The sequence below is a fragment of the Stenotrophomonas indicatrix genome (assembly GCF_002750975.1).
GTDB classification, from domain to species: Bacteria; Pseudomonadota; Gammaproteobacteria; order Xanthomonadales; family Xanthomonadaceae; genus Stenotrophomonas; species Stenotrophomonas indicatrix.
This window is the reverse complement of record NZ_PEJS01000001.1, coordinates 3,815,835-3,834,118: the sequence shown is the minus strand read 5'-3', so window position 1 is coordinate 3,834,118 and position 18,284 is coordinate 3,815,835. Positions and strand designations below refer to the sequence as shown.

At 67.2% G+C, this 18,284-nt stretch carries 18 protein-coding genes; 10 read left to right on the top strand and 8 right to left on the bottom strand.

Translation table 11 applies throughout. The features are described 5' to 3' along the window. Positions 1-92 precede the first annotated feature (92 nt). A complete protein-coding gene (locus tag CR918_RS17695; protein ID WP_025874576.1) occupies positions 93-1,019 on the top strand; it encodes a DUF808 domain-containing protein in 927 nt (308 codons plus the stop codon). Between the two features lie 87 nt (positions 1,020-1,106). Here the strand turns inward: CR918_RS17695 and CR918_RS17690 are convergent, their stop codons facing one another. Beyond that, the gene (locus tag CR918_RS17690; RefSeq protein ID WP_032976627.1) at positions 1,107-2,645 is read right to left on the bottom strand and encodes a GGDEF domain-containing protein; all 1,539 of its coding nucleotides are present in this window, start codon (positions 2,643-2,645) and stop codon (positions 1,107-1,109) included. Positions 2,646-2,751: 106 nt separating this feature from the next. Here CR918_RS17690 and CR918_RS17685 point away from each other — a divergent pair, with 106 nt between their 5' ends. The 3 genes from CR918_RS17685 (at position 2,752) to CR918_RS17675 (ending at position 4,694) form a co-directional block, all read left to right on the top strand. Further along, positions 2,752-3,387, top strand: a complete 636-nt coding sequence (locus tag CR918_RS17685) for a Rossmann-fold NAD(P)-binding domain-containing protein (RefSeq protein ID WP_099843959.1) — start codon at positions 2,752-2,754, stop codon at positions 3,385-3,387. Further along, on the top strand, positions 3,387-4,094 hold the full coding sequence (locus CR918_RS17680; protein WP_080149666.1) for a helix-turn-helix transcriptional regulator: 708 nt from the start codon (positions 3,387-3,389) through the stop codon (positions 4,092-4,094). The genes CR918_RS17685 and CR918_RS17680 overlap by 1 nt, the downstream gene beginning before the upstream one ends. Positions 4,095-4,307: 213 nt before the next feature. Next, positions 4,308-4,694 (top strand): VOC family protein, encoded by a 387-nt coding sequence (locus CR918_RS17675; protein ID WP_099785668.1) that lies wholly within the window; start codon positions 4,308-4,310, stop codon positions 4,692-4,694. A 185-nt stretch (positions 4,695-4,879) separates the two neighbouring features. Here the strand turns inward: CR918_RS17675 and CR918_RS17670 are convergent, their stop codons facing one another. Genes CR918_RS17670 through pdhA form a run of 4 tightly spaced genes read right to left on the bottom strand, consistent with a single transcriptional unit; the run spans position 4,880 to position 8,768 of the window. Then, complete coding sequence (locus tag CR918_RS17670) at positions 4,880-6,274, bottom strand: dihydrolipoamide acetyltransferase family protein (RefSeq protein ID WP_099843957.1); 1,395 nt, start codon at positions 6,272-6,274, stop codon at positions 4,880-4,882. Then, on the bottom strand, positions 6,271-6,624 hold the full coding sequence (locus CR918_RS17665; protein ID WP_025874583.1) for an SH3 domain-containing protein: 354 nt from the start codon (positions 6,622-6,624) through the stop codon (positions 6,271-6,273). Before CR918_RS17665 ends, CR918_RS17670 begins: the two co-directional genes overlap by 4 nt. A 1-nt stretch (position 6,625) precedes the next feature. After that, the gene (locus CR918_RS17660) at positions 6,626-7,693 is read right to left on the bottom strand and encodes an alpha-ketoacid dehydrogenase subunit beta (RefSeq protein WP_025874584.1); all 1,068 of its coding nucleotides are present in this window, start codon (positions 7,691-7,693) and stop codon (positions 6,626-6,628) included. Beyond that, positions 7,686-8,768 (bottom strand): pyruvate dehydrogenase (acetyl-transferring) E1 component subunit alpha, encoded by a 1,083-nt coding sequence (pdhA, locus tag CR918_RS17655; RefSeq protein WP_032976633.1) that lies wholly within the window; start codon positions 8,766-8,768, stop codon positions 7,686-7,688. Before pdhA ends, CR918_RS17660 begins: the two co-directional genes overlap by 8 nt. A gap of 325 nt (positions 8,769-9,093) precedes the next feature. On the opposite strand from pdhA, the gene CR918_RS17650 reads away from it, so the two are divergent. The 4 genes from CR918_RS17650 to CR918_RS17635 all read left to right on the top strand — a co-directional run bounded on the left by CR918_RS17650 (position 9,094) and on the right by CR918_RS17635 (position 13,538). Beyond that, positions 9,094-9,969 (top strand): tryptophan 2,3-dioxygenase, encoded by an 876-nt coding sequence (locus CR918_RS17650; RefSeq protein ID WP_025874586.1) that lies wholly within the window; start codon positions 9,094-9,096, stop codon positions 9,967-9,969. A gap of 179 nt (positions 9,970-10,148) precedes the next feature. Continuing rightward, complete coding sequence (locus CR918_RS17645) at positions 10,149-11,648, top strand: peptide MFS transporter (RefSeq protein ID WP_033832413.1); 1,500 nt, start codon at positions 10,149-10,151, stop codon at positions 11,646-11,648. Positions 11,649-11,664: 16 nt separating this feature from the next. Further along, positions 11,665-12,267: a thioredoxin family protein gene (locus tag CR918_RS17640; RefSeq protein WP_033832411.1), complete on the top strand. Its 603-nt coding sequence runs from the start codon at positions 11,665-11,667 to the stop codon at positions 12,265-12,267. A gap of 131 nt (positions 12,268-12,398) precedes the next feature. Further along, positions 12,399-13,538, top strand: coding sequence for a hypothetical protein (locus CR918_RS17635; RefSeq protein WP_088101782.1), 1,140 nt, complete (start codon positions 12,399-12,401; stop codon positions 13,536-13,538). A 131-nt stretch (positions 13,539-13,669) separates the two neighbouring features. Here the strand turns inward: CR918_RS17635 and CR918_RS17630 are convergent, their stop codons facing one another. Further along, positions 13,670-13,897: a hypothetical protein gene (locus tag CR918_RS17630; protein ID WP_033832409.1), complete on the bottom strand. Its 228-nt coding sequence runs from the start codon at positions 13,895-13,897 to the stop codon at positions 13,670-13,672. 531 nt (positions 13,898-14,428) lie between these two features. Further along, entirely contained in the window at positions 14,429-14,923 is a 495-nt protein-coding gene (locus tag CR918_RS17625) for a MarR family winged helix-turn-helix transcriptional regulator (protein WP_049467584.1), read from the bottom strand. 129 nt (positions 14,924-15,052) lie between these two features. Here CR918_RS17625 and hppD point away from each other — a divergent pair, with 129 nt between their 5' ends. Further along, positions 15,053-16,165, top strand: a complete 1,113-nt coding sequence (gene hppD, locus CR918_RS17620) for a 4-hydroxyphenylpyruvate dioxygenase (RefSeq protein ID WP_025874592.1) — start codon at positions 15,053-15,055, stop codon at positions 16,163-16,165. A gap of 78 nt (positions 16,166-16,243) precedes the next feature. Beyond that, the gene (hmgA, locus tag CR918_RS17615; RefSeq protein ID WP_099843955.1) at positions 16,244-17,542 is read left to right on the top strand and encodes a homogentisate 1,2-dioxygenase; all 1,299 of its coding nucleotides are present in this window, start codon (positions 16,244-16,246) and stop codon (positions 17,540-17,542) included. Between the two features lie 124 nt (positions 17,543-17,666). Here hmgA and CR918_RS17610 read toward each other — a convergent pair whose 3' ends face one another. Next, complete coding sequence (locus CR918_RS17610) at positions 17,667-18,203, bottom strand: hypothetical protein (protein WP_099843953.1); 537 nt, start codon at positions 18,201-18,203, stop codon at positions 17,667-17,669. Positions 18,204-18,284 lie beyond the last annotated feature (81 nt).

Here is an 18,284-nt window from a genome sequence, read left to right as displayed (position 1 = left end):
GTCCCTGCCGCCCGGTGGGCGCGTGGTGAACCCGCTACCGCAGGTGGCGCCGGATCGGTCAGAATCCGCTCATTCCCTTTACTGGATCCCCCATGGCCGGTGCCAGCCTGTTTGCCCTGCTTGACGATATCGCCTCCCTGCTCGACGACGTCTCGGTGCTGACCAAGGTCGCCGCCAAGAAGACCGCCGGCGTGCTGGGCGACGACCTGGCGCTGAACGCGCAGCAGGTAACCGGCGTCAACGCCAACCGTGAATTGCCGGTGGTGTGGGCGGTGGCCAAGGGCTCGCTGGTGAACAAGGTGATCCTGGTGCCGGCGGCGCTGGCGATCAGCGCGCTGGAAGCGTGGCTGCACAGCCGCGGCTGGAACGTGCCGCTGATCGTGCCGCTGATGATGATCGGCGGCGCCTTCCTGTGCTTCGAGGGCGTGGAGAAGCTGGCGCACCGGTTCCTGCATTCCGCCGATGAGGACGCCGAACACCAGGCCGAGCGGCGCAAGGCGCTGGCCGATGCGCAGGTGGACATGGTCGCGTGGGAAAAGGACAAGGTGAAGGGCGCGATCCGCACCGACTTCATCCTCTCGGCCGAAATCATCGTGCTGTCGCTGGGCGTGGTTGCCACGGCGTCGTTCATCAACCAGGTCAGCACCCTGGTGGTGATCGCGCTGGCGATGACCGTGTTCGTCTACGGGCTGGTCGCCGGCATCGTCAAGCTGGACGACCTGGGCCTGTACCTGTCGCGCAAGGGCGCGGCGCTGGCGGCAGTCGGCCGTGGCCTGCTGGTGTCGGCACCGTGGCTGATGAAGTTCCTGTCGGTGGCCGGTACCGCAGCGATGTTCCTGGTTGGTGGCGGCATCCTGGTGCACAACGTGCCGGCGCTGCACCACGCGGTGCAGGCGCTGGGCGGCGAAGGCCAGTGGGGCTGGCTGGTTAACGCGCTGGGCAACATGGTGGTTGGCATCATCGCCGGTGCCATCGTGCTGGCGGCGGTGACCGGGTTCCAGAAGCTGCGCGGCAAGTAAGCGCCGGCCCGCTGCTCGGTAGAGGCCGACCTTGGTCGGCGGTTTTATTCCCGCAAGCACCAACCAAGGTTGGCACCTACCCGCGAGCTAGCCCGCGTGTACCCGGTTCTTGCCTTGGCGCTTTGCCGCGTACAGCGCGTCATCGGCGCGCCGCAGCAGCGTATCGGCATCGTCTCCCGGCTGCCATTGCGCCAGGCCCGCGCTGAAATGCACGGGGATGCGCCGCTCCTGCAGGGTCAGCACGCGATGCGCCAGTGAGCGCTGCAGCCGCTGCACCGTGGCCATGCTGTCCGCGCCGGGAGTTTCGGGAAGCACCAGCACGAACTCGTCGCCGCCCAGCCGGGCGATGCCATCAGTGGCACGCAGCAGCAGGCGGCACACCGCCACCAGGTGCTGCAGCAGCGCGTCGCCGCCGGCATGGCCGTGTTCGTCGTTGGTCTGGTGGAAATCATCCAGGTCGATCACCGCCAGTCCGAGCGGCGAGTGGTTGCGTGCGGCGCGGGCCAGCTCGCGCTGCAGCAGTTCATCCAGGCCACGCCGGTTCAGGGCCTGGGTCAACGGGTCGATACGCGCCAGATCGCCGGCCGCGCGCAGATCCTGCTCCAGCTGGTTGATGCGCTGTTCGGCGCGTTCCACTTCCTGCCGCGCGCTGGCCAGGTGATCGCGCGCCTGCGCCGCCTGCTGCTGCACTTTGCCGGTGTCCTGCATCACTTCCTGCAGCAGGTGGTTGAGGTCGGCGATGCTGCGCGCCTCGCGCAACTGCAGCGCGTAGCTGCCAATGCGGTCGTGGTATTCACCGGTGCTGGCAGCCATGCCATCCATGCGCTCGATGAACTCGCCCATCAAGCTACGCATGGCCGCTTTCGAATCGTCGATTCCCTGCCGCAGCAGGCCCTGCTTGTAGATCACTTCGCGCAGCTCGGCGCGGGTGCGCTCGACCGATTCGGCTTCCAGCGGCCCGGCCAGCAACTGGCGCACGGCCGCGATCTGGCCCTGCAGCCAACTGCGGTCATCCAGCAGCTCGCTGACGTTCTCCAGCAGCAGGGCGAACAACTCAAGCAACAACGCCTGCTGTTCCTGCCAGCTTTCGGCGCGCACGCCGATCTGGTGGCCCAGCTCGCGCGCGCCCTGTTCGATCGGTTCCAGTGCCGCGCCCGGTTGCCATTGGCGCAGGCGTACGGCCAGGGCCTGCGCCTGCTCGCGCAGGTCGGGATCGTGCTGCAGCAGCGCGACCACCGCGCCGCCCAGCAGCAACCGCAGCTGCTCGGACAGGCGCAGGCTGTCGGGCTGGCCATCGGGCGAGTGCTGGTCGATGGTGCGGATGTATTTATCGATCAGCTGCCGCATCGCCCGGCCATAGCGCGGCCAGTCGGCACTGGCCTGCGCCGATTGCAGGCGATCACCCATGTCGCCCAGCTCACCCGGCAGAGTGGCCATGCCATTGGCGAAGGCGGCCAGCAGCGGCTCGGGGGCATCGGCCCCGGCAAACAGCTGCTGCAACGCCACGCTGCTACCGCCCTGCAGTACCACCCGATCGCCGCGCCCGTCATCGACCACCGCGCGCACGCGCGCAGGCGGCCCGATGGCGGTGCCGGGGGCAGGGCGGGGGTCGGGCTGGTCCGTCATGGAACGCATCCTGGGATGGCAGGGGGGCTGGTCACAGCATATCGGCGCAACCGGCGGTGGCTTGAACCGATAGGATGGGCGACAGGATGCCGCAGTGGAGGTGGGTATGCGTGTGATGTTGCTGGGGGCGACGGGACTGGTCGGAGGCCACGCCCTGTCGCAGCTGCTGGCCGACCCCCGCTGCAGCGCCGTGGTCGCGCCCAGCCGTCGCCCGCTGGCTGCGCCGCACGGGAAACTGCACAACCCGGTGCTCGACTTCGCCCGGCTGCCCGATGCGCCGGACTGGGCCCGGGTGGACGCGGTGGTCTGCGCCCTGGGCAGCACCATCGCCCAGGCCGGCAGCCGCGAGGCGTTCCATCGCATCGATCACGACTATCCGCTGGCCTTCGCCCGCCTGGCCCTTGCGCAGGGTGCCCAGGCCTTCGCGCTGAACTCGGCCGCAGGCGCCAACCCGCGTTCGTCGATCTTCTACAGCCGGGTCAAAGGCGAGCTGGAGCGCGACCTGCGCGCGCTGGGTTTCCCGTCGCTGACGCTGGTGCGGCCGGGGCTGATCGGCGGTGAGCGGCAGGAGGTCCGCCGTGGCGAACACTTCGCGCTGCAGGTGCTGGGTGTGCTGGGACCGGTGTTGCCACGTGCGTGGCGGATCAATCCGGCACCGGTTATTGCCCACGCGCTGGTGGATGCGGCGCTGGCGGCAAAGCCGGGCGAGCGCGTGGTGCCGTCGCGCGATCTGGTCGGCTGATGTCCCGCGCGCTGCGCCTGAACCAGCTGCTGCAGGTGCTGCGCCGCCACCGCCGGCCGGTGGCCGGGCAGGCGCTGGCCGAAGAACTGGGCATCAGCCTGCGTACGCTGTACCGCGATATTGAAACGCTGCGCGAGCAGGGCGCCGATCTGCGCGGGGAAGCCGGTGTCGGATACCAGCTGGAACCGGGCGATGTGCTGCCGCCGCTGACCTTGCCACCGGCCGAGATCGACGCGCTGGTGCTGGGCCTGCGCTGGGTGGCGGCACGCACCGAGCCGGCCCTGGCCGAGGCCGCGCGTGATGCCCTGGCGCGCATTGCGCACGTGCTGCCGGCGGCGCGACGCGAGGCGCTGCGTGACAGCGGCCTGCGGGTGGGGCCATCGCGAACGACGGCCAAGGTACCCCCGGCGCGGCTGCAGGCCGTACGCGAAGCGGTGGGCACGCAGCAGCGGCTGCAGTTCGCCTATGAAGATGCACAGGGCCGGCGTACCGAGCGCGTGGTCTGGCCGTTCGCACTGGGGTACTTCGATGAAGTGCCGATGCTGGCGGCGTGGTGCGAGGGCCGCGAAGACTTCCGTCATTTCCGCTTGGATCGCATTCGCCATGTGCGTGCGTTGGAAGAGCACTACCTGGTGCCACGCGCGACCTTGTTGCGGCGCTGGCAGAAGGCGCAGGGCATCGCCCCGGATTGGCTGGACCGTTCGTGACGAGGCCGAGCTTGCTCGACCGCTTCTGGTCGTTGCTCTGGCTTTGGTAGGTGTCGAGCTTGCTCGACGCTCTTGCTCTTCGCGGAGAGCAGTCGAGCAAGCTCGACATCTACCAAAGCCAGAGCAAAGGCAGTCGAGCAGGGTCGACGCTGCTGACAGGATCTGTCAGCAGGGCAGGGCCACCATGGCCGCTCCCAACCACGGAGCTTTCCCATGTTCAAGCCAAGCACCCTGCTGCAGTACGTGCGCGACGTTGCCACCAGCGCCACCTTCTACAGCGGCATCCTCGGCACGGCACCGGTCGAACAGTCGCCCGGCTTTGCCCTGTTCCTGCTCGGCGATGGCGCCGCGCTCGGCCTGTGGCAGCGCGATGACGTGCAGCCGCCAGTGGATGCGGAGGGCGGTGCAGCCGAGCTGGCGATGGTGGTGGCCAATCCTGATGAAGTGCGGCAGTTGCACGATGCCTGGCGCGCACTCGGTGTGCAGATCGCCCAGGCGCCGGTAACGCTGGAATTCGGCTACACCTTCGTCGGTGTCGACCCCGATGGTCACCGGCTGCGTGTCTACAGCCGCGCCGAGGGCATGGTTGCGCGCGATTGATCCAGGAAATTTGTATAGCAGAGCCCAAGCTCGGCTTGTTTCATGCCTTCATCCACGCATGGCGTGGATCTACTGAAAAGCAGCCGAGCATGGCCAGGCGACATAGTGGAGCAGGCACAAAAAAACGCCGGGCATTGCCCGGCGTTTTTTCAACTCATGTGCCAACCAAGGTTGGCACCTACCGGTCAGCTGGCCAGCGCCAGGTCGTCCATCATCGCGCGCAGGAAGCGGGCCGCTTCACCGCCGGTGGCGGCGCGGTGGTCGAAGGTCACCGACAGCGGAATGACCTTGTGCGCTTCCACGCCGCCCATCACCGGGGTCATCTGGTGGCGGGCACGGCCGGCACCGACGATGGCCACGCACGGCGGCACCACGACCGGGGTCGCGTAGCGGCCGGCGAACATGCCGAAGTTGGACAGCGAGATGGTGTAGCCGCTCAGCTCCGAGGCCGCGATCGAACGCGCTTCCACCTGCTCGCGCAGACGGTTCACGCCTTCACGGATGCCACGCGCGTCGAGCATGTCGGCGTTGCGCAGGGCCGGCACGAACAGGCCGTCGTCGGTATCCACGGCGATGCCGATGTCCACCTGCGCGTGCAGGGTGCGGGTCAACGCTTCACCGTCGAACCAGGCGTTCATCGCTGGCACCTTCTGCGCGGCGACCACGATCGAGCGCACCAGGCGCGCGGTGACGTCGTTGCCCGGCAGCCAGGCGTGGATGTCGGCGTCGTCGTTCAGCGTGGTCGGCACGACCTTGCTGTGCGCATCGGCCATGACGCGGGCCATGTTGCGGCGCACGCCCTTCAGCGGTTCCGGCTGGCCCTTGGCGACCACGCCCGGCGGCTGGGTGCGCATCGGCTTGCCGGCAGCGGACAGCGGGGTGCGTGCGTCGGACTGTACCGGTGCGGGCACCTGGGCCGGCGCCGGCGCGGCGGCAGCCGGTGCAGCAACCGCTGCCGGAGCCGCGCCAATCTTCGCGCTGCCGTCGGCGGCGGCCTGCTTGACGTCGGCCATGGTCACCGCGCCATCGGCGCCGGTGGCACGTACGCGGCTCAGGTCCACGCCCAGCTTGCGGGCGGTGGCCCGCACCGCCGGCACGGCCTTGACGCCGCCCACGGCCAGCGCCTGTTCGGCATGCACAGCGTTGGAGCTCTGCATCGCGCCGACCACGGTGCCGGCGTCATCACGCTCGGCGGCAGCCGGCTTGGCTTCTTCTGCAGCTACCGGGGCGGCTGCGGTGGGCAGCGGCGGCGGCGTCGGAGCTGCGGCGGCAGCCGGAGCGGCATGGCCGTGGCTGTGGCCGGTGTCCTGGCCGTCAGCACGCTGCGGCAGGTTCGGGTCCAGCGCGAAGCTGGCCAGCACCGCGCCGGTCGGGATGATGTCGCCGGCAGCGCCGGACAGCTTCAGCACCGTGCCGGAGAACGGCGAGGGCACTTCGACGACGGCCTTGGCGGTCTCCATCGAGACCAGCGGCTCGTCCAGCTTGATCACATCGCCTTCCTTGACGAACCACTCGACGATGGTCGCGTCCGGCAGGCCTTCGCCCAGGTCGGGCAGGTTGAAGTTCTTGGTCTGGCTCATTTGCAGTTCTCTTCCAGCAGTTCCAGTTCGCGGGCAGGCAACCAGCCCGTCGCGCCATTGGCGCGCTCGGACCACCACCACCCGCCGTGTTCGTGATGAAGCTTGACCATCTCGCCGTTCTCCACATCCAGCTCGCGGGCGTCGTAGTCGCGCAGGGCTTCGGCGCGACCATCGTCCAACAGCTGCAACCACGCTACCGGTGCCCATCCGGCGCGCCCATCGCTGGTGCGCACCCAGGCAAACGCCGGCCATTCCTCGTCACGTACACCTACTTCGACGATCTGGCCGGTGCGGAACCGGAGCGGGTTGGGATACTGGCTGCGGTAAGCCCCGAGAAGGCGGGCCCGCATGTCAGCCTGCCGCCACCGCGCGCTTGGCCGCCGCCACGATCCGCTCCACGCTCGGCAGATACTTCATCTCCAGGCGGAACAGCGGAATGTGGGTGTCGTAACCGGTGACGCGCTCGACCGGAGCCAGCAGGTCGTAGATCGATTCCTCGGCCAGGCGTGCGGCGATTTCCGCGCCGAAGCCCGCGGTCTTCGGGGCCTCCTGCACGATCACGCAGCGGCCGGTCTTGGCCACCGACTCGGCGATGGTGGCAAAGTCCAGCGGACGCAGCGTAGCCACGTCGATGACTTCGGCACTGATGCCTTCGCCGGCCAGCTTGTCGGCCGCTTCCAGCGCTTCCTTCACCTGCGCACCCCAGGTCACCAGGGTCACGTCGGTGCCATCGCGCAGCACGAAGCACACGTCCAGCGGCAGGGCTTCGCCGTCGTTGACGACCACTTCCTTGTACTGGCGGTAGATGCGCTTGGGCTCCATGTAGATCACCGGATCCGGCTCGCGGATCGCGGCCAGCAGCAGGCCATAGGCGCGCTGCGGCGAGGACGGCAGCACCACGCGCAGGCCCGGCACGTTGGTGAAGATCGCTTCGTTGGCCTCGCTGTGGTGCTCCGGCGCACGGATGCCGCCACCCCACGGCACGCGCAGCACCATCGGGCAGTGCAGGCGGCCACGAGTGCGGTAACGCAGGCGCGCGGCGTGGCAGATGATGTGGTCGACCATCGGGTACATGAAGCCATCGAACTGCGCTTCGGCCACCGGCTTCATGCCCTGTGCGGCCAGGCCGATGGTGAGGCCGGCGATGGTGGTTTCATCCAGCGGGGTGTCGAGGATGCGGTCGGCGCCGAAGCGCTGCTGCAGGCCGGCGGTGGCGCGGAACACGCCGCCGTTGACGCCCACGTCTTCGCCCAGCACCAGCACCGACTTGTCGTGCTCCAGCTCCCAGGCCAGCGCCTGGGTGATGGCTTCGATGAGGGTGATCGGGGTGTCGGTCATGTTCTGTTCTCCGCGCGCGACGGCAGCGCTGTCGGCGGCGTTGGTATGCGCGCTGGACGCGCCGTTCTTGATCTCATCCATGGCGCTGCTCCAGGGCGATCGCCTGGGCACGCTGGGCCAGCAGGTCCTGCGGCGGGTCGGCATAGAGGAAATCGAACATCGCCTCGACCGGCTGCACCGGCGTGTTGAGGTACAGGTTCACTTCCTCGTCCACGCGCTTGCCGCACTCGGCGGTCCAGGCAGCTTCTTCTTCCTCGCTCCAGACACCGGCGTTGGTCAGGTACTTGCGCAGGCGCAGCATCGGCTCGCGCTGCCAGGCATCCTTCACTTCGGCGTCGTCGCGGTAGCGGCGCGCGTCATCGGCGGTGGTGTGGTCGGACAGGCGGTAGGTCATCAACTCCAGCACGGTGCCGCCGTCGCCGGCCAGCGCACGCTCGCGCGCCTGCAGCATGGCGGCCATCACCGCGATCAGGTCGTTGCCGTCCACCTGCAGGCAGTGCAGGCCGCCGGCCAGGCCCTTCTGTGCCAGCGTCTCGGCACCGGTCTGCGCCGAACGCGGGACCGAGATGGCCCAGCCGTTGTTGACGATGCACAGGATCAGCGGCAGCTTGTAGGCACCGGCCGAATTCAAGGCCGCGTAGAAGTCGGTCTTGGAACTGCCACCGTCGCCGCATACGGCCACCGCGATCTGCGGTTCCTTGTTGAGCTTGAACTTCAGCGCAGCGCCTGCGGCGTGCAGGCACTGGGTGGAAATCGGCACGCAGAACGGGAAGTCCTTGGCGGCATTGCCGCCGTAGTCGTTGCCGCGCTCGTCGCCGCCCCAGTACATCAGCACGTCGTGCGGGCGCACGCCACGCATGAACATCGCGCCGTACTCGCGGTAGGACGGTGCGAACACGTCGTCCTTCTGCATCGAGGCGCCGATGCCCACATGCGCGGCTTCGTGGCCGAGGCAGGCCGCGTAGGTGCCCAGCTTGCCGGTGCGCTGCAGCGCGATCGACTTGCCGTCGAACACGCGCACGAACAGCATCTGCTTGAACATCGGCAGCAACGCGCGTGGGTCGCGCAGGGCTTCGGGCAGGTCATCGCGGACGAGCGTGCCGTCCGTGTCCAGATACTGCAGGTATTCGATCTTGAACTCAGCGGCAACCGTCATTGCGTACTGCACCTTCGACAGAGAAGTTACAAATGATATGAATCGCCATGTTAAGGAATGCGTACGAAAAAGCCGTCCTGCGGCGCAGCACGGCCCACCGGCCTTTGTACCCCCTTCCGGGCGCATGATGCCAATAACTTCAACGTATTCAGCCATTGCTGCAAAGCATCACAAACGACGCTGGGCTGAGCGCCAGTAGAACGGCGCAAACGGTTCCACGCGCAACCACCGTTCCACAGCCCTACCGCACGCCCCGGTACGGTCATCACGGCTGCCAGCGCGGCGGCAACGCGCTACCCTTGCCGCCCCCGATCTGGTCCCGCCCATGTCCGTCGACAACAACCAACGCGATCTCGAAGCCGGTATCCACACCGATCTGCAGGGGCGGCTGACCTACGGCGGCTACCTGCGGCTGGACCAGCTGCTCAGCGCGCAGCAGCCGCTGTCCAACCCGCCGCATCACGACGAGATGCTCTTCATCATCCAGCACCAGACCTCCGAGCTGTGGTTGAAGCTGCTGGGCCACGAGCTGGGTGCGGCGATCGGCTTCCTGCAGCGCGATGAGGTCTGGCAGTGCCGCAAGGTGCTGGCGCGCAGCAAGCAGGTGCTGCGCCAGCTGACCGAGCAGTGGTCGGTGCTGGAAACGCTCACCCCGTCCGAGTACATGGGCTTCCGCGACGTGCTGGGTCCGTCCTCGGGCTTCCAGTCGCTGCAGTACCGCTACATCGAGTTCCTGCTGGGCAACAAGAACGCGCAGATGCTGCAGGTGTTCGAGCACGACACGGCCGGGCAGGCGCAACTGCGCACCGTGCTGGAGGCGCCGAGCCTGTACGAGGAATTCCTGAAGTACCTGGCCCGCTTCGGCCACGCCGTACCGGCGGTGTACGAGGCGCACGACTGGACCCAGCCGCACGTGGCCGACGACAGCCTGCAGCCGGTCTTCGAACGCATCTACCAGGACACCGACCGCTACTGGCGCGAGTACGCGCTGTGCGAAGACCTGGTGGACCTGGAAACCGCCTTCCAGCTGTGGCGGTTCCGCCACATGCGCACGGTGATGCGGGTGATCGGCTTCAAGCGCGGCACCGGCGGCTCGTCCGGCGTGGGCTTCCTGGCCAAGGCGCTGGAACTGACCTTCTTCCCTGAATTGTTCCAGGTACGCACCACCCTGCAGGCCGCGCCCCCGCCGGATCTGGCCTGATCCCCATTCAGCTTGGCCGCCCGCGGCTGGCTGGATCGTTTCAGATGCAAGTTCAGCGAGCAGGCTGCGACCTGCCTCAAACGGCGTGTATTTGACGTGAACGCCAGAAGTCGGTGATCCTCGCGCGTTGCTTCACCGCACATCGGACGTGCCTCCATCCACCGAACCAGGAATTCCGCATGAGCGTAAACGCCACTGCGAACACCCCAGAGCCGGCGCTGCCGGACTTCAACACCACGATGGGCCATCCGCGCCCGTTGTGGATGCTGTTCATGACCGAGTTCTGGGAGCGCTTTGCGTTCTACGGCATCCGCTGGGCGTTGGTGCTGTACATCGTTGCCCAGTTCTACAACGGCAATGCCGCCGGTGAAGGCGACGCCAGCCGCATCTACGGCGCCTACCTGGCGCTGGTGTACGCCGCAGCGATCTTCGGCGGTTACGTGGCCGACCGGGTACTGGGTTACCAGCGCTCGATCCTGACCGGCGCGATCATCATGGCCGTCGGCCTGTTCATGATCTCGCTGCCGCAGGAGCACATCTTCAAGCTCGGCCTGGCCACGATCATCGTCGGCAACGGTCTGTTCAAGCCCAACATCTCGACCATGGTCGGCAAGCTGTACGGCCTGAAGGACGAACGCCGCGACTCGGGCTTCACCATCTTCTACATGGGCATCAACATCGGCGCGATGATCGCCCCGGTGCTGACCGAGTACCTGGCCCGCAAGGTCTTCGGTACCTCGGAAATGCCGTCCTACAAGGTCGTGTTCATCGCTTCCGGCGTGGGCATGCTGATCTCGCTGGTGTGGTTCTACATCGGTCGTGCCGGCCTGAAGGGCATCGGCGCACCGCCGGCCGGTGCCGAAGGCTTCGGCCGCATCGTCATGGTGCTGGTCGGTTCGCTGTTCGCCATTCCGGTGGCCTACTTCCTGCTCGCCACCGGCGCCACCGCGCTGGCCTGGATCCTCGGCGTGATGTTTGCCGCGCTGGCCGTGCTGCTGCTGGTGGAAGGCATCCGCGAGGGCAAGGTGCAGCGCGACCGAGTGATCGCCATGCTGATCATCTTCGCCTTCAACGTCATGTTCTGGATGTTCTTCGAACAGGCCGGCAGCTCCTTCACCTTCCTGGCCGAGAACATCGTCAACCGCCAGCTGGGTGATTGGACCTTCCCGACCGCGTGGTTCCAGTCGGTCAACTCGGTGGCGATCATCACCCTGGCGCCGATCATCGCCTGGATCTGGGTGGCCCTGGGCCGCGCCAATCCGTCCATCCCGCGCAAGTTCGGCCTCGGCCTGCTGTTCAACGGCGCTGCCTTCGCCCTGCTGATGTTCGCCCTGTCGACCATGGTCGTGGACGGCAAGATCCCGTTCTGGACCCTGTTCATGGTCTACGTCATCCAGTCCGTCGGTGAGCTGTGCCTGTCGCCGATCGGCCTGTCGATGGTGACCAAGCTGGCCCCGGTGCGCCTGGTCGGTTTCGGCATGGGTGGCTGGTTCCTGTCCACCGGCATCGGCAACAACCTGTCGGGCATCTTTGCCGGTGCGGTCAGCGGTGAAGGCGGCATGACGGTCGAATCGGCCCTGAAGGGGTATACCTTCGGGTTCTGGGCCTTGATCGGTTCGGGTGTGGTCCTGTTCCTGGTCGCGCCGCTGATCAACAAGCTGATGCATGGCGTGAAGTAATGAGAGGGTAGTGGGCATGCGTACAACGTTCGGTGGTGCAGTGGTGGCAGTGGTGTGTGCGGCGCTGATCGGCGCCTGTTCGCAGCCTCAACCTCCCGCGGCCCCCGAGCCCACGCAGCCCCTCGACACCCGCCCCACCGAGCCACCGGTCGCTGACCCCAGCGAACCGGTGGCCTCGGGGAACACCCCGGCGGCGGCCGACATCGCCGCCATTGCCGGGCTCGGCGCGCAGTTCGACCCCGCCCGCAATCCCGTTGCCGACCTGGAAACGGCCAAGGTCGAGGCCCAGCGCGGCAACAAGCGCATCATCCTGGAAGTGGGCAACGCCGCGTGCGAGCCCTGCCATGCGCTGGATGAAGCCGTGGAAGGCAATGGCGATCTGCGCCGCTTCCGTGATGCCCACTACGTGTGGGTGAAGGTCAACGACAGCGCCGAGAACCCGAACGCGGCGTTCCTCGGCCAGTTCCCGCCGCTCGAAGGCGAGCACCCGCACCTGCTGGTGATCGACGCCGACGGCACCCTGCTGGCGCCGCAGCCCAGCGAAGCAATGCGCAAGGGCAATGCCGTGCAGACCGCACGCGTGATGGCGTTCCTCAAGCAGTGGGCACCTGACCGGTAGCGCTGGACAGTGCCCGGCGGCCCACGGTGCGCTGCCTGGCCATCCACGCGTGGCGTGGATCTACAGATCATTACCCTTCGGCCGTTAATGGCAAGGACCTCACTGCGCCACCCGGCGCGACCGGAGCGCCCATGCACAGCGACCACGCCGAACGCCTGCCCGAACCTGCCAGCCCGTTGGCCGAAGGAGAGGCACCCGATGGCGTGAGCCTGCCTGCGCAGGAAGCCCTGCTGGATGACGCCGGCACCGGCGAAGACACGCTGGAGTTGGCACCGCCGCGGCATCGGCTGCCGCAGATCGCCCTGCCCGACAACGTGGTGCTGAAAGGCGCGGTGCAGAAGCTGGTGGAACAGAAGGCGCGGCTGGATCGACTCGCCGCCGAAGGACAGCTGGCCGGCCTGCTGCCGCCGGAATGGCACGGCAACGGCGTGCGTGCGATCGACCTGTCCAGTTTCGTGCAGGGCGTGCTGCCGTTCCTGCAGCCCGCTGAGCGTGGTGAAACCGCACCAGCCCGCCTGCCGGTGCGCCATGTGCTGGGCGACGACAGCCGCTGGGGCCTGGCCGACGTGCCCGAACCGAAGTCACTGGCCTGGTACCTGGCCAGCGATGACCGCGCCAACGCGGGCAGCAAGGATGTCGCCGAGGCTTATCTGGTCGGCGCGCTTGGCCTGGCCTGGATGCAGGAAGGGCGCAGCCGTCCCGGCTTCCTGCGTGCGATGGACCAGGACAGCCTGGCGGCCCGGGTGACCATGCTGGGCTACCCGCCGCCGAGCGAGCTGGCGTTGTACAGCGTGACCGCACACGGCCAGCCACAGATCTGGTGTGTGCATGGGCGGCGCAGGCTGCGCCCGCTGGTGGCGCCATGGCTGAGCGTGCCGCTGCTGACCGCCTATGGCGTGCCGGCACCGGTGGCGTGGCCGGGCAGCTTCCCGCCCGTCGAGGCCGTGGCCGAGGCGATTGCCGCCGCGCGTCCGGGCAAGCTGCTGCCGGAAGTGGATCTGGGCAGAGTGGTGGCGAAGATCGCCGAAGATGCCTCGTCCGAAGCGTGGCAGCCGGTCAGCCTGCTGCAGCTCAACACCTGGTCGCCGCGCTGGCCGTTCTTCCTGGGCACCTTCGTCGGCCTGCCGTCGCTGCTGCTGGTCACTGCCGCACTGGCGTTGCCCGGGGCGGTCGAAGCGGCCACTGTCGCTGCATCGCTGGGCTTTGCCGGTGGCGCCATCGGCGCGCTTGCGGTGCCGTGGATCCATGCGCGGCGCAAGCATCTGAGCTGATTGAGTGGGTCATCCACGCATGGCGTGGATCTACTGGGAAGCGCCATAGCGCACCCACATATGGTGCGGATCCATCCGTGTGCGTGATGCGGTAGATCCACGCCATGCGTGGATGCTCCTCCATCCGCCTCTCAGGGTTCGGCAATCACCCGCAACGCACTGGCATAGCCCTTGGCGAGACTGGTCAGGTCAAGCAGCCGGTTCAACGACAGCAGCAGGCCTGGCTGGCAGGCCTTCAGGCGATGATGCTCAAGCCAGGCCTCGGTGACGGTTTCCAGTGTGGCCAAGGCCTCATCGATGCGCTGCAGGTCGGCATCGCGGTCGATGGGCCCGGTGGTGGGGTGATGGGGGCGTGTCATGGCGAAGCTCCGTAGCGGGCCGCCGGGAAGGCGGCAGGCGATGCGTGGTTGAAAGACCGTGATCCGAAGGAGAACGGCGGCCATGCGGCCCCACGCACCGCCCGCCAAAGCAGGGCAGCGCGAGTCGTTGCCGCCCGCGATGGGCGGCGACGGGTGCGGCGTGGTTTCCTTCGGATCATCGGGCTTTCAACCCCGGCAGCGGAGCGCCGCTGCGTTCCCACCCTCAGGCTTGTGCGGCCCGCCGTCCAATAGGCAATGCCACTCGATACGCGAATGTCGATACAGCCGCTCTGTCGGTCAGGACTCTACCGGCCCGATGCCGAAACATCAGGTGGTAAACGCGACATGTCGAGTCGAACCCGGCCGAAAGACCGTTCGTCGGCGGGCCATGAACACCGCGCGTTGCACGTCATCAATGGCCTGCGCCGGATCCCTCACAGCGCAGCCCGCGACATCATCCACGCGTGGCGTGGATCCATGTGTCGACCAAGGTCGACACCTACCAGGGGGGGAAGCGCCGCCCCGAAGGGGTCAGACCCCTTCGCCCATCCGCTCCAGGCCATCGCCGGCCAGGCGCAGGATCAGCTTCTCCAGCACCTGCTCCTCTTCCTCGCTCAGCACCGACATCAGCTTGCGGGTGATCTCGATCACCATCGGCGCGATCGTTTCGTATACCTCGAACCCCGCCGCCGACAGCGCCAACACCGAACGGCGGCGGTCATCGCCATGCGTCTCACGCTTGATGAAACCGCGCTCCAGCAGGCGGGCCACCGCGCGGCTGACCGCGACCTTGTCCATCGCCGTGCGGTCGGAGACCTCGCTGGCCGACGACCCGGGGTACAGCGCCAGGATGGTGATCACCCGCCACTCTGGAATGGCCAGGCCATAGCGGTCGCCGTACAGCTTGGCGATGTTGCCGCTGACCCGGTTGGACAGCACGCTCAGCCGGTACGGCAGGAACTGTTCCAGGTCGAGCAGGACGTGGGAGGCACGCAGGCGGGTGGAAACGGGATCGGCGGGGCTCATGTTGCGGTGCACCTTGCTGGTGGTTTCAAGTGTAACTATAAGTGTTGGGTCCGTACCCTGCATTCTCGCCGGGTCCAACCCCGCCCGCACCTGGTTTGTGCCGATGCGGCACCGATTCGGAGCCACGCCATGAATACCGCAGTCCCGTCCGCCTCGCATCCCAACCCCGGCATGCAGGTCACCACCTTCGAAAACCCGATGGGCATCGACGGCTTCGAGTTCGTCGAATTCGCCGCACCGGCCGGCCGTGGTGCCGAGCTGCACGAGTACTTCCGCAAGATGGGCTTCAGCGCGGTGCTCAAGCACAAGCAGCGTCCGATTACCGTCTATCGCCAGGGCGACGTCAACTTCCTGGTCAATGAAGACCCCGATTCGTTCGCCGCCGACTTCGCTGAAAAGCACGGCCCGTGCGCCTGCGGCTTCGCCATCCGCTTCAAGAAGCCGGGCGCGGAGGTCTACCAGACCGCGCTGGGCAATGGCGCCGAAGCCATCGCCTTCAAGCCGGAGAGCAAGGCGGTGAACGCCCCGGTCATCAAGGGCATCGGTGACTGCATGCTGTACCTGGTGGACCGCTACGGCGAAGCCGGCAGCATCTTCGATGGCGACTACGAGCTGATCGCCGGCGCCGAGCTGCGCCCGAAGGGCTTCGGCCTGACCTTCATCGACCACCTGACCCACAACCTGTACTTCGGCAACATGCAGCAGTGGTCGGACTATTACGAGCGCCTGTTCAACTTCCGCGAGATCCGCTACTTCGACATCAAGGGCCTGAAGACCGGCCTGGTGTCCAAGGCGATGACCGCGCCGGATGGCATCGTGCGCATTCCGCTGAACGAATCGTCCGACCCGAAGAGCCAGATCAACGAGTACCTGGATGCGTACAAGGGCGAGGGCATCCAGCACATCGCCTGCTTCACCGAGAACATCTACGAAACGGTCGAAGCCATGCGCGCGCAGGGCGTGGATTTCCTCGACACGCCGGAAACCTACTTCGATGTGATCGACCAGCGCGTGCCGAACCACGGTGAGGACGTCGCCCGCCTGGCGAAGAACAAGATCCTGATCGATGCCGACCCGGAAACCCACCAGCGCAAGCTGCTGCAGATCTTCACCCAGAACTGCATCGGCCCGATCTTCTTCGAGATCATCCAGCGCAAGGGCAACGAAGGCTTCGGCGAAGGCAACTTCACCGCGCTGTTCGAGAGCATCGAACGCGACCAGATCCGCCGCGGCGTGCTGTAAGGTTTCCACAACGGCACCTTCTCCACCGGTAGCGCCGGGCCATGCCCGGCGGCTTTCCCCAGGCTTCCAGGAACCCCCATGTCTCCCTCCATCACCGCCCGCGGCTACCAGTCCGGTTTCGGCAACGAGTTCGCCAGCGAGGCCGTGCCCGGTGCGCTGCCCGTCGGCCAGAACTCGCCGCAGAAGGTGGCCCATGGCCTGTATGCCGAGCAGCTGACCGGTACCGCATTCACCGCACCGCGCGGCAGCAATCGCCGCAGCTGGCTGTACCGGATCCGTCCGGCGGTCACCCACGGCGAGTTCACTCCCTTCGCGCAATCGCAGCTGCAGTGCGATTTCAGTGCACAGCCGGCTTCGCCGAACCAGCTGCGCTGGAGCCCGCTGCCGCTGCCGGAACTGCCCACCGATTTCGTCGAAGGCCTGTACACGATGGGCGGCAACGGTTCGCCCGACGCGCATGCCGGTGTCGGCATCCATCTGTACGCGGCCAACCGTGACATGGTCGGCCGCTACTTCTACGACGCCGACGGCGAACTGCTGATCGTGCCGCAGCTGGGCAGCCTGCGCCTGCTGACCGAGCTGGGCGTGATCGAGATCGAACCGCAGCAGATCGCGGTGATTCCGCGCGGCGTGCGCTTCCGCGTCGAACTGCCGGATGGCCCGAGCCGCGGCTACATCTGCGAGAACTTCGGCGCACTGCTGAAGCTGCCCGACCTGGGCCCGATCGGTTCCAACGGCCTGGCCAATCCGCGCGATTTCGAGACCCCGCATGCCGCGTTCGAAGACGTCGACGGCGATTTCGAACTGATTGCCAAGTTCGACGGCCGCCTGTGGCGTGCGCCGATCAATCATTCGCCGCTGGACGTGGCCGCCTGGCACGGCAACTACGCGCCGTACCGCTATGATCTGCGCCGCTTCAACACCATCGGCTCGATCAGCCACGACCACCCGGATCCGTCGATCTTCCTGGTGCTGCACTCGCCCAGCGATACCCCGGGCACCAGCAACATGGACTTTGCGATCTTCCCGCCGCGCTGGCTGGTGGCGCAGAACACGTTCCGTCCGCCGTGGTTCCACCGCAACATCGCCAGCGAGTTCATGGGCCTGGTGCATGGTGCCTACGACGCCAAGGCCGAAGGCTTCGTGCCGGGCGGTGCGTCGCTGCACAACTGCATGAGCGGCCACGGTCCGGATGCCCCGACCTTCGACAAGGCCTCCAATGCGGACCTGTCCAAGCCGGATGTGATCAAGGACACCATGGCCTTCATGTTCGAGACCCGCGGGGTGATCCGCCCGACCGCGCAGGCGCTGGCAGCAAGCCACCGGCAGGGCGATTACCAGCAGTGCTGGAACGGCCTGCGCAACAATTTCCGTTGATCGTCCGCATCCACGCATGGCGTGGATCTACTGCACCACGCACACGGATGGATCCGCGCCATGTGCGGGTGCGCTATCGCGCTTCCCAGTAGATCCACGCCATGCGTGGATGCTGTTCGCCGGTTCAGGCAATGGCCGCGAACGCGCTGCAATGCTCCACCGGCAGCGCCTCCATCAGCCGCTGCCGCACGCGCTGGCAGTACCCTTCCGAGGTCAGCGCCGGCAGCACCTGCAGCGCCGATTGCATCACCCGCAGCACCTCGCCTTCGGCACGCGCCTGCTGCAGGTCGCGGAACAGCGCCGCTGCGTTGGGATGCCGCTGCATCTCCAGGATTCCCAGCACATAGATGCGCGCGGCGACCAGCGAGCGGCGGCGCTCGACCGGCGCCGCAGAAGCGGCAGTGACTGACGGCGCCAGTGGAGCCGGCATCGCAACCGGCGCAGGTGGCGTGGAGGCGGGTGCGTCCGCAGCGGTCACCAGGTAGCCGCCCTGGATCAGCTGGATCACCATCGCTGCCGCGTCCTGCCCAAGCAGTGCGGTCAGCTCGGTGATGCTGCGCTGGCCATCACACAGGATCAGCAGGCGTCGCTGGCGCATGTCCAGCGGTGCGCGGTGGGCCTGCAGCGCGGTTCGGGCGAGGTCGGTCTTGCGCGGTTGCATGGGGAGGACAGCCAAGTCGGTGCTCGCCCAGCCTGAATGAGGGCGATGAAACCGGGATGACAATGCAGCGCCTGCACGCCG

Bases quoted from the DNA above. Each gene is read 5' to 3' on its own strand.
- CR918_RS17675 (WP_099785668.1), top strand. From the start codon at position 4,308: ATGTTCAAGCCAAGCACCCTGCTGCAGTACGTGCGCGACGTTGCCACC.
- CR918_RS17630 (WP_033832409.1), bottom strand. From the start codon at position 13,897: ATGACACGCCCCCATCACCCCACCACCGGGCCCATCGACCGCGATGCC.
- hmgA (WP_099843955.1), top strand. From the start codon at position 16,244: ATGTCTCCCTCCATCACCGCCCGCGGCTACCAGTCCGGTTTCGGCAAC.
- CR918_RS17680 (WP_080149666.1), top strand. From the start codon at position 3,387: ATGTCCCGCGCGCTGCGCCTGAACCAGCTGCTGCAGGTGCTGCGCCGC.
- CR918_RS17610 (WP_099843953.1), bottom strand. From the start codon at position 18,203: ATGCAACCGCGCAAGACCGACCTCGCCCGAACCGCGCTGCAGGCCCAC.
- CR918_RS17685 (WP_099843959.1), top strand. From the start codon at position 2,752: ATGCGTGTGATGTTGCTGGGGGCGACGGGACTGGTCGGAGGCCACGCC.
- CR918_RS17625 (WP_049467584.1), bottom strand. From the start codon at position 14,923: ATGAGCCCCGCCGATCCCGTTTCCACCCGCCTGCGTGCCTCCCACGTC.
- CR918_RS17695 (WP_025874576.1), top strand. From the start codon at position 93: ATGGCCGGTGCCAGCCTGTTTGCCCTGCTTGACGATATCGCCTCCCTG.
- CR918_RS17690 (WP_032976627.1), bottom strand. From the start codon at position 2,645: ATGACGGACCAGCCCGACCCCCGCCCTGCCCCCGGCACCGCCATCGGG.
- pdhA (WP_032976633.1), bottom strand. From the start codon at position 8,768: ATGACGGTTGCCGCTGAGTTCAAGATCGAATACCTGCAGTATCTGGAC.
- CR918_RS17660 (WP_025874584.1), bottom strand. From the start codon at position 7,693: ATGGATGAGATCAAGAACGGCGCGTCCAGCGCGCATACCAACGCCGCC.
- CR918_RS17640 (WP_033832411.1), top strand. From the start codon at position 11,665: ATGCGTACAACGTTCGGTGGTGCAGTGGTGGCAGTGGTGTGTGCGGCG.
- CR918_RS17670 (WP_099843957.1), bottom strand. From the start codon at position 6,274: ATGAGCCAGACCAAGAACTTCAACCTGCCCGACCTGGGCGAAGGCCTG.
- CR918_RS17635 (WP_088101782.1), top strand. From the start codon at position 12,399: ATGCACAGCGACCACGCCGAACGCCTGCCCGAACCTGCCAGCCCGTTG.
- CR918_RS17665 (WP_025874583.1), bottom strand. From the start codon at position 6,624: ATGCGGGCCCGCCTTCTCGGGGCTTACCGCAGCCAGTATCCCAACCCG.
- hppD (WP_025874592.1), top strand. From the start codon at position 15,053: ATGAATACCGCAGTCCCGTCCGCCTCGCATCCCAACCCCGGCATGCAG.
- CR918_RS17645 (WP_033832413.1), top strand. From the start codon at position 10,149: ATGAGCGTAAACGCCACTGCGAACACCCCAGAGCCGGCGCTGCCGGAC.
- CR918_RS17650 (WP_025874586.1), top strand. From the start codon at position 9,094: ATGTCCGTCGACAACAACCAACGCGATCTCGAAGCCGGTATCCACACC.